At 70.4% G+C, this 13,279-nt stretch carries 11 protein-coding genes; 8 read left to right on the plus strand and 3 right to left on the minus strand.

Annotation, left to right across the window (positions count from 1 at the left end; all coding sequences use genetic code 11):
- Positions 1-2: 2 nt before the first annotated feature.
- Complete coding sequence (locus tag C1I97_RS00865; RefSeq protein ID WP_181446498.1) at positions 3-1,181, minus strand: FAD-dependent oxidoreductase; 1,179 nt, start codon at positions 1,179-1,181, stop codon at positions 3-5.
- Positions 1,182-1,557: 376 nt separating this feature from the next.
- Between C1I97_RS00865 and C1I97_RS00870 the strand changes: the two genes are divergently transcribed.
- The 3 genes from C1I97_RS00870 (at position 1,558) to C1I97_RS00880 (ending at position 5,667) form a co-directional block, all read left to right on the plus strand.
- A complete protein-coding gene (locus C1I97_RS00870; RefSeq protein WP_181446499.1) occupies positions 1,558-3,237 on the plus strand; it encodes a SagB family peptide dehydrogenase in 1,680 nt (559 codons plus the stop codon).
- A gap of 376 nt (positions 3,238-3,613) precedes the next feature.
- Positions 3,614-5,122 carry a vanadium-dependent haloperoxidase gene (locus C1I97_RS00875; protein ID WP_111001284.1) on the plus strand — a complete coding sequence of 503 codons (1,509 nt, stop codon included), beginning with the start codon at positions 3,614-3,616 and terminating at the stop codon, positions 5,120-5,122.
- A 170-nt stretch (positions 5,123-5,292) separates the two neighbouring features.
- Positions 5,293-5,667, plus strand: a complete 375-nt coding sequence (locus C1I97_RS00880) for a DoxX family protein (RefSeq protein ID WP_111001285.1) — start codon at positions 5,293-5,295, stop codon at positions 5,665-5,667.
- A 149-nt stretch (positions 5,668-5,816) separates the two neighbouring features.
- Here C1I97_RS00880 and C1I97_RS00885 read toward each other — a convergent pair whose 3' ends face one another.
- Both C1I97_RS00885 and C1I97_RS00890 read right to left on the minus strand, forming a co-directional pair.
- Positions 5,817-6,569, minus strand: a complete 753-nt coding sequence (locus C1I97_RS00885; protein ID WP_181446500.1) for a helix-turn-helix domain-containing protein — start codon at positions 6,567-6,569, stop codon at positions 5,817-5,819.
- Positions 6,570-7,222: 653 nt separating this feature from the next.
- Positions 7,223-7,513, minus strand: a complete 291-nt coding sequence (locus C1I97_RS00890) for an antibiotic biosynthesis monooxygenase (RefSeq protein ID WP_111001287.1) — start codon at positions 7,511-7,513, stop codon at positions 7,223-7,225.
- A gap of 201 nt (positions 7,514-7,714) precedes the next feature.
- Between C1I97_RS00890 and C1I97_RS00895 the strand changes: the two genes are divergently transcribed.
- The 5 genes from C1I97_RS00895 to C1I97_RS00915 all read left to right on the plus strand — a co-directional run bounded on the left by C1I97_RS00895 (position 7,715) and on the right by C1I97_RS00915 (position 13,273).
- Positions 7,715-8,452 carry a helix-turn-helix domain-containing protein gene (locus tag C1I97_RS00895; protein WP_111001288.1) on the plus strand — a complete coding sequence of 246 codons (738 nt, stop codon included), beginning with the start codon at positions 7,715-7,717 and terminating at the stop codon, positions 8,450-8,452.
- A 112-nt stretch (positions 8,453-8,564) separates the two neighbouring features.
- Complete coding sequence (locus C1I97_RS00900; protein ID WP_111001289.1) at positions 8,565-9,914, plus strand: FAD-dependent oxidoreductase; 1,350 nt, start codon at positions 8,565-8,567, stop codon at positions 9,912-9,914.
- Between the two features lie 175 nt (positions 9,915-10,089).
- Entirely contained in the window at positions 10,090-10,722 is a 633-nt protein-coding gene (locus C1I97_RS00905) for a TetR/AcrR family transcriptional regulator (RefSeq protein ID WP_258382360.1), read from the plus strand.
- A gap of 194 nt (positions 10,723-10,916) precedes the next feature.
- A complete protein-coding gene (locus C1I97_RS00910; protein ID WP_258382361.1) occupies positions 10,917-12,248 on the plus strand; it encodes an NDP-hexose 2,3-dehydratase family protein in 1,332 nt (443 codons plus the stop codon).
- Positions 12,245-13,273: an NAD-dependent epimerase/dehydratase family protein gene (locus C1I97_RS00915; protein ID WP_111001291.1), complete on the plus strand. Its 1,029-nt coding sequence runs from the start codon at positions 12,245-12,247 to the stop codon at positions 13,271-13,273. Before C1I97_RS00910 ends, C1I97_RS00915 begins: the two co-directional genes overlap by 4 nt.
- The last annotated feature ends 6 nt before the right edge of the window (positions 13,274-13,279 follow it).

Genomic DNA, 13,279 nt, shown 5'->3' on the forward strand with positions numbered 1-13,279 from the left:
ACTCAAGGGCTGTAGCTGAACAGCTCCTTGTCCCGGTAGGTGTCCTCGCGGCGCTTCATGGAACTGATCAGCGCGTCGCGGATCCGGCCCACCAGGGGGTTCGTGGTGTGCCCCAGCCGGGCGAGCAACCGGGAATGCTGGACGATCTTGTTGGCACGGCGGGACCTGACCCGCCCGTACTGGCGCAGCGCGGCCGGGATGTCCTGCTCGGCCAGCAGGCAGGCCAGCGTCGCGACGTCCTCCAGCGCCATGTTGGCGCCCTGGCCGAGCACCGGGCCGATCGGATGTGCGGCGTCCCCGAGCAGCACGAGCCGGCCGGTGTGGTAGCGCTTCAGCGGGGGGCAGTCGTGGACGTCGGTGACCACCATGTCCTCCAGGGCGCAGGAGGCGACGGTCTCCGGCAGCGGGGAGGACCAGCCGCCCCACAGCTCCAGCAGGTCCGACTTGGCCTGCTCCACCGGCTTGGCGGGCCAGACGTGCTCGGGGGAGTTCACGGTCGCGGTCCAGAAGAGCCGGGTGTCGTCGAACGCCTCAGCGAAGAAGTGGCCGCCCGGGCCGACGAAGACGAAGCCGTCGCCGTGCTGCGGGGGCCGCTTGGAGATGCCGCGGATGGAGGTGAACCCGAGGTACCGCGGCGGCACGTTCCCGGCGACGATGCCGCGCAGGGTGGAGCGCACCCCGTCCGCGCCGACGGCCACGTCACCGGTGACGGTGCGGCCGTCGGCCAGCGTCAGGCTCGCGGTCCGCCCGTCGGTGGCCGCCCCGACCACGGCGGACTGGTGATGCACCGTCACGGGCGCGGGGCCCGGGCGGCTCACCGCGTCGGCCAGGATCCGGTGCAGGTCGGCCCGGAGGATACCGATCATGGGAGCGCCCCACTTGGCGGGGAAGTTCCCGACCTCGCGGCTCTTCAGGAGCCTGCCCTCCGAGGACATGATGGGCATGTCGCAGGCGTGGCTCTCGCTGGACCAGCCGGCCTGGCGCACGGCCTCGCCCAGCCGGGCGCTGATCCGGTCCACGGATTTGACGCCGTTGGGCGTCAGCTCGATGCCCGAACCGGTGTTCCCGAAGCCTTTGGCACGTTCGAAGACCTCCACGGCGATGCCGCGTTCGCGCAGGGCGACGGCGAGAGCGAGTCCGCCTATTCCCCCGCCGGCGACGAGTACTTTGATCGACTTCATTTCCGAGTCTCCCGAGCTGATGTCCCCACCCCGTTCAAGAGCGGGGACGAGCTGTCTTCTGCCACGTTCAACACCACCGCCCGCCGGTGTGCGCAGGGCGGAGAACCGAGCCCGGACGCCTGTCCGGGAGGTAGGGGAGAGGCTTTTCCCGCGTTTACCTGGTGCTGCGACGTACTCTCCCGGGAGAGGGATGGCTCCCTTGTGTATTAAGGGGAATTTTCGCATGCGGCGGGCGGTGCGAGAATATCCCAAATTGCTTTCTCGGGCCTGAGTCGTCGGGTCTTGTGGAGTCCGCTCCAGCGCGACTATCGTCACCAATTCCGATGCGGCACAGATGAATTCCTGGACAATGCGCGGACCGAGGACGGGTGACGGGATGACGACAATGGCGCGGGCGGACGGCACGGAGGGCGCGGCGGAGCGCTGGCACTCCCTGCGCGTGGCGCTCGGCAAGGACGAGGCACTGGCGGAACGCCTTCTGCTCGGCACCGTCGCCCCCTGGGCGGCCGCGCGCGAGGTTGCCGGTGACGTGCGCGGCTGGTTCGCCGAGCGCACGGACGAGGACGGCGGTCACCTGACGTTCCGTCTGTACGGCCCGGACGGTCGCGCCCTCGCGCCGCTCGGCGACGCGCTCCGTGCTGCGGTGACCGATCCGGCGGCCGTCGTCGACGGCGCGGCGGCCGCCCAGACGGGTCCGGACACCGGCCCGTTCGGTGGCGGCGAAGGGTTCGCGCGCTGCGTACCGCACCTCGCCCGCACCGCGCGGACCGCCCTCGCCGTCCTGGTGGCCACGCCGTCGCGCGAGAAGCGGCTGCGGGCCGCGGCCGCACTGCTCCTCGCTTCCGCGACGGCCGCGGACCCGGAACCCCGGCGCGCGGCGTCCTGGCTGCGCACCCACACTTCCACGCTGGCCGCCGACCGTCACGCGGCCCGCAGCGGGGCGGAGCAGGACCACTTCCGCAACGAGGCCGAATGGCGGCAGCGGCACGCCGCCACCCGGGCCGAACTGGCCCTGCCCGGCACCACGGCCGGGGACTGGTACCGCGACCAGTGCGCGCTGCGGGCCGCCCTCGCGCCGGCGTACGAGGCGGGACTGCTCACCGCCGCCCCGGGCGAGGTGCTGCGGACCTTCGCCCGGTTGCTGATGAACCAACTGGGGCTCACCGCGCAGGACGAGGCGTACGCCGCCTGGCTGGTGTCGATGGACCTGGTCTCCGGCGGCCCCCGGGTGCCCTACTTCGCCGACACCCAGCTGTCCCCCGACCGGCTGCTGCACGAGCACGGCAAGTTCTTCGACGCCCGGTTGACGGACCAGCGCCCCGACATGCCCGGCGCGACGGCGGAGGGACGCCAGGAACTCCCTCCGCCGCTCGCGCGCGTCGCGCTGGAGCGCCCCGCCGCGCCGGCCGGCGCCCTGCCCTTCGAGGAGGTGCTGCTCGCCCGGCGCAGCGCGTACGGCACCTACCGCGGACCGTTCACCCTCGGCGACCTGAGCGCCCTGCTCTACTTCTCGGCCGGGGTCACGGCGCACAAAACCATGCCCGGGGCGGACAGTTCGTATCCCGTGCGGCCCTATCCGAGCGGTGGCACCCGCTACCCCTTGCGGATACTGCTCTACTGCCACGACGTCGAAGGGCTCGAGCGGGGGGCCTATCTCTACGACCCCGAGGGCCACGCGCTGGACAGGATTGGTGACCAGGACATCTGCGCCGAGCTGGTGCGGATGGCTCCCGCCACCGACCCGAGCGTGGTGTTCCCGCCGAAGGCCGGCGGGAACCTGCACGTCGACGACTGTCCGCTGTGGGTCTTCACGGTCGCGGACCTGACATTCCAGAGGCTCCACTACGGCCTGCGCTCCTATCGTCTCGTCCTTCAGGAGAGCGGCCACCTCGCGCAGAACCTGGCGCTCGTCGCGACGTGGCTGGGCAAGTCGTCGGTGGGGATCGGCGGTTTCTACGACGACACGGTCAACGCGGCTCTCGGGCTCGACGGAGTCGACTCCTCCGTCCTCTACGTCCACCTCGTCGGCGTGGTGGAGCCCCCTTCGCCGCAGTGACCCCCTCGGCCCGGGCGGCGGGAGCCGTGCCGGAGGGCGACACACGGACGGGACGGGTCCTCGGACTCGTCCCGTCCGCCGTGTGACCCCGATCGCCGTGAGACGTTACTATATGAGAGCTCTAGTGTCTCCCTCTTATGAATGAAGCAGGGGGTGTCCGCCGCACGCCCCGGGTGCCGTGGAGGGAAGGTGCGCCGTGTGAATTCACGCCCCCTCCCTGCGACGCCCCCGGGCGGGCGATCCGCCCGGGGGAGCGGAACCGCCCATACCGCATCGCGCCTGAGCAATCCAGGAGGCGACACCCTTCGTGACCCCTGTGAAGGTCGTGCATCGGCGGCACACCTGCCGTCGGTTTCCGGACAAGGGGGGGTTCGCAATGAACGCATGGACAGTGAACGGAAGACCGGGCACACCGCGCAGGTCGCTCCTGCTCGGCATCGCCGCCGGAGCCGGCGCGGTCGCCACCGACGGCTTCGGACTGGCCGCCCGTCCGGCCGCCGCGGCCACTGCGCTGCACCACTTCGACTTCGACAGCGGCAACGCCGCGCTGGACGTCTTCGGGCCGGTCGTCGGCGAGCCTGCGCGGGCGGCCGTGGCGCCGAGCGACGCCTCGCTGATCATCCGCTTCGCGAACCTGGTGGCCCACGCCTGGTTCGACGCGATCGCGCCGTACCACCCCACCGCGGTGGGCATCCACTCGGCTCTCGGGCGGCGCCCCGCGTCGGAGGCGGCGACCAACCGGAACAAGAACATCGCGCTGCTCTACGCCTCGTACCGCATGTACGACTTCCTGCTGCCGGCGTACAGGCAGCTGTGGCGCGACACCATGGTCTCGGTCGGGATGGACCCCGACGACGCCCAGGAGAACACCGAGTCGCCCATCGGCATCGGCAACCTCGCCGCCCGGCACGTCCTCGAGAGCCGTCTGCACGACGGCATGAACCAGCTCGGCGACCACGGCGGACGCGAGTACAACCGCCTGCCCTATGCGGACTACACCGGCTACCAGCCGCAGAACACCGCCTACCGGCTGCGCGATCCGTCCCGGTGGCAGCCGCTCGTCGTGACCAAGGACAACGGGATCTTCCAGGTCCAGCAGTTCGTCACCCCGCAGCTCGCCCGGGTGCGGCCCTACTCGTACAGCGACCCGAGCGGGTTCCGGGTGCCCGCCCCGCGGGCCAGCAACCACCACAACCGCGTCGAGTACCGGCGCCAGGTGGATGACATCCTGGCCATGTCCGCGAGTCTGACGGACGAACAGAAGATGAAGTGCGAGATGTTCGACGACAAGTTCCTGAGCCTCGGCGCGGCCGTCGGCTTCGCGTCGGACAAGGCCGGCCTCGACCTCGACGGCTGGGTGCAGATACACACGGTGGCCGACACAGCCACCTTCGACGCCAGTATCTTCGCCTGGTACAACAAAGTCGTCTACGACGCCGTCCGCCCGCACACCGCGATCCGCCACGTGTACGGACGGCGGCCCGTGCGCGCCTGGGGCGGCCCCGGGAAGGGGACCGTCTCCATCCCCGCCGACCAGTGGCAGAGCTATGTGGGCACGCCCGACCATCCCGAGTACCCGTCCGGATCCACCTCCCTGTGCTCCGCCGAGGCCCAGGCGGTCCGCCGGTTCCTGGGGACGGACGCGGTGGACCTCAAGGTGACCCGCGCCAAGGGCTCGTCGGTCGTCGAACCGGGAGTGACGCCCCACCAGCCGCTGGAACTCCGCTGGACCTCCTGGACCGACTGGACCAGGGATTGCGGACTCAGCAGGTTCTGGGGAGGCGTCCACTTCATGCCGGCGATCGAGGCCTCCTGGTCCATGGGCCGCAAGATCGGCGACCGGGCCTACGAGTTCGTCCGGGCGCACATCGAGGGCGAGGTGTGACGGTCATCGTCCGCACCCTGTGACGTGGCCCCGGCACGGACGTCCGTGCCGGGGCCACGGCCTGTCCGTGCAGAGTTCCGGCCAATTCCACAGTAATGCAGAAATGCAGAGGCTTCCGGGGGGATCCTTTGACCCATGCTCACGAGTGAGAAAGCAGAGGAAAGACAGACATGAACACCACCTTATGGATCGTTGCGGGAATCGTCGCTTTTCTGTTTGCCGCCGTCGGGCTGATGAAGGTCGTCACGCCGAGGACGGAACTGGCGTCCGGCAACATGCCGTGGGCCGCCGACTTCTCCGACGGTGCGGTGAAGGGGATCGGCGCGGTCGAGGTGCTCGGGGCCGTCGGCCTCGTGTTGCCCGCGGTCCTCGACGTCGCTCCGGGGCTCGTGCCCGTCGCGGCGACCGGCCTGGCCGTCATCATGGCCCTGGCCGCGGTCGTCCACGTCCGGCGCAAGGAGGCGCCCGCCGTCGTGGTCAACCTGGTCCTGCTGGCGCTGGCCGTGTTCGTCGCCTGGGGCCGCTTCGGCGAGTACAGCTTCTGAGCCACCGGGCCGCCGGACCTCCCGGCCGGGCGGTCGCATGACGGCGAGGGCCGGTCCGGAGGTGCGCCGCACCTCCGGACCGGCCCTCGTGGCGTGCCTCGACGGCGCCGGCCCCGCACCGGTCGGGCCGGCCCGGCGGCTCCGGCGGGTCAGGCGGCCCCTTCGCCGGGGAAGGCGAAGAGGATCGGCGGGTTGGCCCAGCCCAGCGGGTGCAGGGTCATCTGCACGATCGGATCGGTGCCGGGTGCCACCCGGACCGGTCCCGCGGTGCCGACCAGCAGCTGGTGCGCGGTGGTGTCACCGGGAGCGCCGGTGCGCGGGTCCTGCGCCACGGCGTGCACGTACCAGGTCCCCTCGGGCACACCGCCGATCCGGAACTGGCCCGAGTGCGCGACGACGGCGCGGGCCGCGGGCACGCGTTCCAGGATGGGGCTCTCGAAGACGCCGATGTAGATGCCGGAGGCGGTCCTGCCGGGCGACTTCACCACACCGGTGACGCAGCCCTGCGCCTCCTCCCGGGGCTCCGCCTCCGGGAGGAGGTCCTGCTCCCGCTCCGCGGGCCGTTCGACCGCGAGGGCGAACCCCGGGTCGACGGGCGGGTTCTGGCCGTGCCCGGAGTGCCGGTACTGGGTGGGGGAGCAGCCCACGGACTCGCTGAAGCGCCGGGTGAAGCTCCCGGTGCTGCTGTAGCCGACCTGGGCGCCGATGTCGCTCACGTTCAGGGACGTGGTGAGCAGAAGGATCTTGGCCTCATGGAGCCTTATCGCGCTGAGAAAACGGCCGGGGGTGACGCCGGTGATACGCCGGAAGGAGCGCAGGAAGTGAAACTTGCTCACCATTGCGGTCTGGGCCAGCTCATCCAGCGTCAGCGGCTCGAAGTACCGTTCTCGAATCGTCTTCACTGCGCATTTTATTGCGTACTCCATGATGGCCCCCATGTGGATTCTTCTTTGTGGAAGTCCGCGGAACAGAATGTCCGTGCAGCGCGATGTGTCGCGCGTAGACCCGGGCGAGAGAAAGCTCGACAGGAATGATCCGCCAGGTTCAGGAAAACGTGGCGGAATGCCCGGGGCGGCTATCTCTGTGATGTGCGGTCAACTGCGCGAAGGTGGTGTGACGCGATGGTTCTTACGTAGTGCGCGTGATTCTCGGAATCGGCTCACTGGCTGTGCGTCAGGGGTGAGAGGCGTATCGGCGACGATGGACTGCCTTACCCGGAAAGCCTCGCAGACCGTGCGCGCCGGTGTCTTCTTCATTCTTGCGGTCCCCCTTAGGGGTGCCCCCTACGGCAGCGGTATGGCGGGGATGTCGGATTTCGATCCCGCGTGCCCTTCTGGCTCGTTCGGCAATATCCGCGTACCTTCGTGCCGTGAAAAGGTCCGGTTGTTCGGATGCGTAGCGTGCCGTATTCGGCGGGCGCCGGGAACGCCGTCCCCGGTGGACGCGCACGGCCGGTGGCGAGTTCACCAAGGCGATGCAAAAAACTTCTGCCCGCGCGAGGGAATCGTGCGGGCAGAAGCGGGAGTGCGGTGTGCGCCGGCGGCGGGCGAGGACCTCAGACGACGGCCACGATCTCCGCGGACTCGGCGGTGGCGTCGGTCGTGAGCGCGAACACGGCGCCCGCCTCGGGGATGGTGGGCGCCGAGGCCAGCGCCTTCTGCATGTGCTCGGCGGACTCCCAGTACCAGTGGTCGATCCAGGTGCCGTCCTCGAGGCGGCCGAGGCGGGCCTCGGTGAGTCCCGGGTAGGACTCGCGAACCGCGGCGATCAGGGTGGCCCGCTTGTCGATCATCTCCGCGTCGTTGGCGGGGTCGGTCTTGAAGCGCGTGATCCGGACGACGGTCATTGCCAAGTCCCTCTCTAGAGTCGCTATCTCGCGTGGGACTCTAGAGGTACACTACGCCTACAGGCAAGCCGTTCGGGAACCTCCGCGGTGACCAGCGGCTCCATAGATGTCGGCACACTCCGCCGCCGGTGTCCGCCAGCCACGCGGTCCCGGTCCGGCGCGGGTGTGCAGGTGCGCGTACACCTCACGGGGGAGTCCTGCATGCGGCCCGAGATCGAAAGCGTCGTCGAAGCGATACGTCACCGGTACGACGAGGAGCTGTCGCTCTGTGTCCTGGCGAACACGGCCCGGCTGAGCTCCTTCCACATGGCCCGGATCTTCCGGCAGGAGACCGGGCTGCCGCCGGCCCGCTTCCTGGCGGCGGTCCGGCAGGAAGCGGCCAAGCGCAAGCTGCTGTTCACCTCCGACCGCGTCGCGGACATCTCCGTCCAGGTCGGCTACTCGAGCCTCGGCACCTTCACGACCCGCTTCACCAGGAGCGTCGGCGTCTCACCCGGGCGCTTCCGGCGGCTGGCCCAGCTCGGTCCCGCCGCCGTCGATTTCACCGCCGGCCGCACCGACGACGCGCCTTTCGCCTACGGGTCGTTCCGGGGAAGGATTTTCCGCAGCGACGGCCAGGAGGACGAGCCGGTCTTCGTCGCCGCGATTCCCCCGCTCACCCGCCAGGAACGCCCGGCCCGCTGCTGCCGAATGGAACAGGGCAAAGGGACGTGGCGCATCGAATACGTCCCCGAGGGTCCCTGGCACATTCAGGCCGTGTCCCGCAGAGCGGGTGGCGGCAAACAGCCCATTGCCGTGGGGGCGGCCGGTCCCTTCTGCATCTCGCCGGGCTCCACGGTGACCGTCGATCTCGTTCTTCAGCCCCCTTCCCGAGTAAGGCTTTTCGACGCCGAACGCGTAACGATCGGCGCCGCGCTCCCAGAACTCTTCGCCTCCTGAGGCAATCACCGGCGGCTGAGCAACCCTGGAGAAGACACATTCGGAGCAGTATGCCGAGAATGTGCGGGCGGTGCACTCGCACCGCATTTTGCTGTCTTATTGGGGAGGGCACGTGGGCGTCATCGGCGGACACGCGGTGATCATCGGAGGGTCGATCGGGGGCCTGGCCGCCGCCCGCACGCTGTCCAACAGGTTCGGATCAGTCACGGTCCTCGACCGGGACACGCTCCCCGACGTCGCGGCGGACCGGAAGGGCGTGCCGCAGAGCCCACACGCCCACGCGCTGCTCATCAGCGGACGCCGCAAGCTCGACCAGCTGTTCCCGGGCCTCACCGACGAGCTGATCGCCGGCGGCGCGGTGCCCTTCGACCCCGGCTACGACCTGCTCTTCCATCAGATGGGCGCGCTGCGCACCCGGTTCAAGAGCGGCCATCAGGGCATCAGCCTCACCCGCGCCTACCTCGAGCACACCGTCCGCCGCCGGGTGGCCGCCCTGCCCAACGTGGAGATCCGCGACAGGACCGCCGTCAACGGACTGTTCGGTGTGTCCGGCCGGGTGCTGGGCGTCGAACTCGACGACGGCGCCAGGCTCGGCGCCGACCTCGTCGTCGACGCCACCGGCCGCAGCGCCGGACGGACCGACCGCTGGCTCGAGGAGCTCGACTGCCCCGCGCCGAAGACCACCACGGTCAAGATCGACGTCGGCTACACGACACGGATGATGCACCGTCAGGGCGGTGAGCTGCAGGACGGCGCGCTGCTGTTCCTGATGTCCGCGGTGCCGCCCCACGACAAGCGCGCCGCCGCGATCTTCGCAGTGGAGGGCGACCGCTGGATCGTCACTCTCGGCGGGTGGCACCGGGCCCACGCCCCGGTCGACCCGGAAGGGTTCACCGCCTTCGCCGACGGGCTGCCCACGTCCATCGTCTCGGACCTGCTGGCCCGCACCAAGCCGGTGGAGGACGGGGACGCCGAGCGCTTCACGTACCCGGCCGCCCGCCGGCGCTGGTTCGAGCACCTGAAGAAGGTTCCGGAGGGCTTCGTCGCGCTCGGCGACGCCATCTGCAGCTTCAACCCCCTGTACGGCCAGGGCATGACCGCGGCCACCCTGGAGGCCGTCGAGCTCGCCCGCTGCCTCGACCGCCACAAGGCCGCGACTCCCACGATGGCGCGCCGCTTCTACCGTGCGGCCTCGCGGGTGATCGACACACCGTGGCAGATGTCGACAAGCAGCGACTTCATGTACCCGGAGACGGTCGGTGCCAAGGGCGTGGGGACGGACTTGCTCAACCGCTATGTGCGCCAGGTCATGCTCGCCAGCCACGTCTCGGTGCCCGCGCACCGCGTGATGCTGGACATGCAGCACCTGCTGGCGAAGCCCGCCTCGGTCGTCCGACCGGACCGGGTCGTCCGGTCGCTGATCGCGGCGCGCCGCTCACCGGCGGCCGGTGCCCTTGACTGATCGCCGACCCCGCATGAGCTCCACCGCTTCCCGCCCGCGGGGGTCGTCCGCCGGAGCCGTCTGCCGGCAGTCATACTTACCTGGTCTGCCGGTGCGGCGGCGACCGGCCCGGCGGTCCTCCGCTCCCCACCCCGTGGCGCCGGACGCCGTAGCAGTGACGAGGAAGTGATCGACGATGGTGAGCAAGTCCCCCGGCCGCCGGCTCAAGGCGCAGCAGACCCGCAACCGGATGCTGGAGGCCGCGATGAGTCTGTTCGTCGAGTACGGCTACGGCGCCACGACGATCGACTCCATCGCCCGCGAGGCGAAGGTCGCCGTCCAGACAATCTACTTCTCCTTCGGGAGCAAGCAGCAGATCCTGAAGGAGCTCATCGACGTCCACATCGCGGGCGACGAGGACCCGGTGCCGACCCTGGAGCGGCCCCAGGTCGTCGAGGCCCTGGAGGCCGAGGACCCCCGGCAGCAGCTCCGGCTCCAGGTGCACCTGACGCGCGTGATCTACGAACGCGTCGGCCCGCTGCTGGAGGTACTGCGCAACGCGGCGACGACCAGCGGCGACGGGGCGGAGCTCTGGGAGGCGAACAAGCGTCAGCGGCAGGTGGTCCAGCGCCGCTTCGTCGAGTCGCTGGTGGCCAAGAAGGCGCTGCGCGAGGGCCTGTCCGTCGAGCGCGCCGTCGACATCTCGTACGTCCTCCTCGGACCGGAGCTGTTCCATCTGCTGGTGACCGAGCGCGGCTGGACGCCCGAGGAATGGGAGCAGTGGGTGTACGAGGGGCATTGCCACCACCTGACCGGCGCTCAGGAATGATCGCCCCGGCGGCCGGCCCCGGTCGGCCGCCACTGCCGGGACGGCAATTGCCCAACACTCCGGTGTGAGCAATCTGGGAGACGCCACAAGGCCGTGGACTGCGCGAAAATAAGGCATTACGAAATGCGATGCCACAGTCCCGACCTAGTCCCCGAGAGTTGCTGATGAATGCATCAATGGGTGATTCACCATCCGTGCCGTCAGCCTTCCGGCACTGGTTCGAGGACGCCCGTAAGAGCATCTACACCCACGTCGAAAGGGTCCCGCTCGCCTCCGTGAGCGGCTGGCACTGTGACCCCGACGCCTCAGCTCTGACGCATCACAGCGGCCGGTTCTTCTCCGTCGAGGGCATCCGGACCCACCATGCGGGCGGCCCCGTCGAGCACTGGGACCAGCCCATCATCAATCAGCCGGAGACAGGAATCCTCGGAATTCTCGTACGCCGGATCGACGGTGAACTGCACTGCCTGATGCAGGCGAAAGCAGAGCCAGGGAACATCAACGGACTCCAGCTTTCTCCCACGGTCCAGGCCACCCGAAGCAATTTCACGGGAGTGCACCGCGGGAAATCGGTTCCCTATCTTCGGTATTTTCGTGAGGCCACCGGTCACCGGATCATCGCCGACTCCCGGCAGTCCGAACAGGGATCCTGGTTCCTGCGCAAGCGGAACCGCAACATGATCGTCGAGGTGACCGCGGAGGTCGAGGCGGTCGACGGGTTCCGCTGGCTGCCGCTCGGCGAACTGCTCGGCCTGCTCCGCTTCGACGACCTGGTCAGCATGGACTCCCGCAGCGTGCTGGCCTGTCTGCCGTTCCCGCCCGACGAGCCGGCGCCGGAATCCTCGCCGCGCGTCCGCTCCGGCACGGCGGAGATCCTCAGCTGGATCACCGAGGCCCGCAGCCGGATCGAGGTCACCACCGAACGCCTGCCGCTGCCGCAGCTGGCGCACTGGCGGCGCGGTCCGCTCTCCATCGGCCACGAGAGCGGCCGCTTCTTCGACGTCATCGGCGTCCGGGTGAAGGCCGCGGGCCGGGAGGTCGCCGAGTGGGGCCAGCCGATGATCGCCGCCCACGGGACCGGACTCGTCGCCTTTCTCGTCACCCGCATCGACGGCGTGCTGCACGTGCTCGTCCAGCAGCGTGTCGAGCCGGGCTTCGTGGACGTCGTCGAGCTCGGCCCCACCGTGCAGTGCACCCCGTGCGACCACGACGCGGCCCCGGGCTGCGAACGGCCGCCCTTCCTCGACGAGGTCCTGGGCGCCGGGCCGGAACGGATCCTCTTCGACACCGTCCTGTCCGACGAGGGAGGCCGGCTGTTCCACACCCGCAGCCGGCATCTGATCGTCGAGACCGGGCACCTTCCGGAGCCGCCTGGCTACCGCTGGACGACGCCCGCCCAGCTGTCCGCACTGCTGCGCCACAGCCACTACGTCACTATGCAGGCGCGCAGCCTGCTGGCCTGTCTGCATGCCCTGGAACACCCGGCGTGCGGCGCGGGGGAGCCGGGGCGGGGGGAGTCCTCATGACCACCACGGCACAGCGCCCCGGCGCACCGGAGAGCGACCCGCACCGTCCGCTCGACGTCGTCGTCCTGGGCGCGTCCGGCTTCGTCGGATCCGCCGTGACGGCCGCGTTCGCCGAGCGGCCCGTGCGGCTGCACGCCGTGGCCCGCCGCCGCAGCAGCGTCGTCCTCGCCCCGGGGGCCACCGTGGACGTCCGCCTGGCCGACCTCACCGACGCGGGGCAACTCGCGGCCGCCGTCGCCGGCGCGGACGTGATCGTGCACCTCGTGATGCACAGCGGCGGCTGGCGGGCCGCCGAGAGCGACCCGACCGCCCGCGCGGCCAACGTCGGCGTCATGGAGAACCTCTGCGAGATCCTGCGCGACGGGCGGCGCGACGGCCCGCCGCCCCTGGTCCTCTACGCGGGCGCCGCCTCCCAGGTCGGCCTGACCCCGGACCGGCCCATCGACGGCAGCGAGCCCGACGTTCCGCACACCGCCTACGACGAGCAAAAACTCGCCGCCGAGCGGATCCTGATGGACGCCACCGCGGACGGCGCCGTGCGGGGCGTCAGCCTGCGCCTGCCGACGGTCTTCGGATACGTCGACGCCCTCCACGGGGCCGACCGCGGGGTGGTCTCCTTCATGGTGCGGCGCGCACTAGCCGGCGAACCGCTCACCCTCTGGCACGACGGCAGCGTCAAGCGCGACCTCGTCCATGTCGAGGACGTGGCCCGTGCGTTCGTCGCCGCGCTCGACCACAGCGACGCGCTGGCCGGACGCCACTGGCTGCTCGGCGCGGGCCGGGGCGACCCGCTCGGCGAGGTCTGCCGCACCGTCTCCGGCCTGGTGGCGGCGCGGCTCGGCCGGCCTCCGGTGCCGGTCGTCTCCGTCGAGCCGCCGCCGGACGCGCCCGCGACGGACTTCAGCAGCGTCACCATCGACTCCTCCGCCTTCCGGGCCGTGACCGGCTGGCGGCCGAGAATCCCGCTGCGCGCCGCCCTGGAGCGGACCGTGGCCGCCCTGGCCGACACCACGACATCCGACTGAGGGGAC

This window comes from Streptomyces sp. NTH33 (genome assembly GCF_003236365.1).
Lineage (GTDB): Bacteria > Actinomycetota > Actinomycetes > Streptomycetales > Streptomycetaceae > Streptomyces.

Bases quoted from the DNA above. Each gene is read 5' to 3' on its own strand.
- C1I97_RS00870 (WP_181446499.1), top strand. From the start codon at position 1,558: ATGACGACAATGGCGCGGGCGGACGGCACGGAGGGCGCGGCGGAGCGC.
- C1I97_RS00890 (WP_111001287.1), bottom strand. From the start codon at position 7,513: ATGACCGTCGTCCGGATCACGCGCTTCAAGACCGACCCCGCCAACGAC.
- C1I97_RS00915 (WP_111001291.1), top strand. From the start codon at position 12,245: ATGACCACCACGGCACAGCGCCCCGGCGCACCGGAGAGCGACCCGCAC.
- C1I97_RS00895 (WP_111001288.1), top strand. From the start codon at position 7,715: ATGCGGCCCGAGATCGAAAGCGTCGTCGAAGCGATACGTCACCGGTAC.
- C1I97_RS00880 (WP_111001285.1), top strand. From the start codon at position 5,293: ATGAACACCACCTTATGGATCGTTGCGGGAATCGTCGCTTTTCTGTTT.
- C1I97_RS00905 (WP_258382360.1), top strand. From the start codon at position 10,090: ATGGTGAGCAAGTCCCCCGGCCGCCGGCTCAAGGCGCAGCAGACCCGC.
- C1I97_RS00865 (WP_181446498.1), bottom strand. From the start codon at position 1,181: ATGAAGTCGATCAAAGTACTCGTCGCCGGCGGGGGAATAGGCGGACTC.
- C1I97_RS00875 (WP_111001284.1), top strand. From the start codon at position 3,614: ATGAACGCATGGACAGTGAACGGAAGACCGGGCACACCGCGCAGGTCG.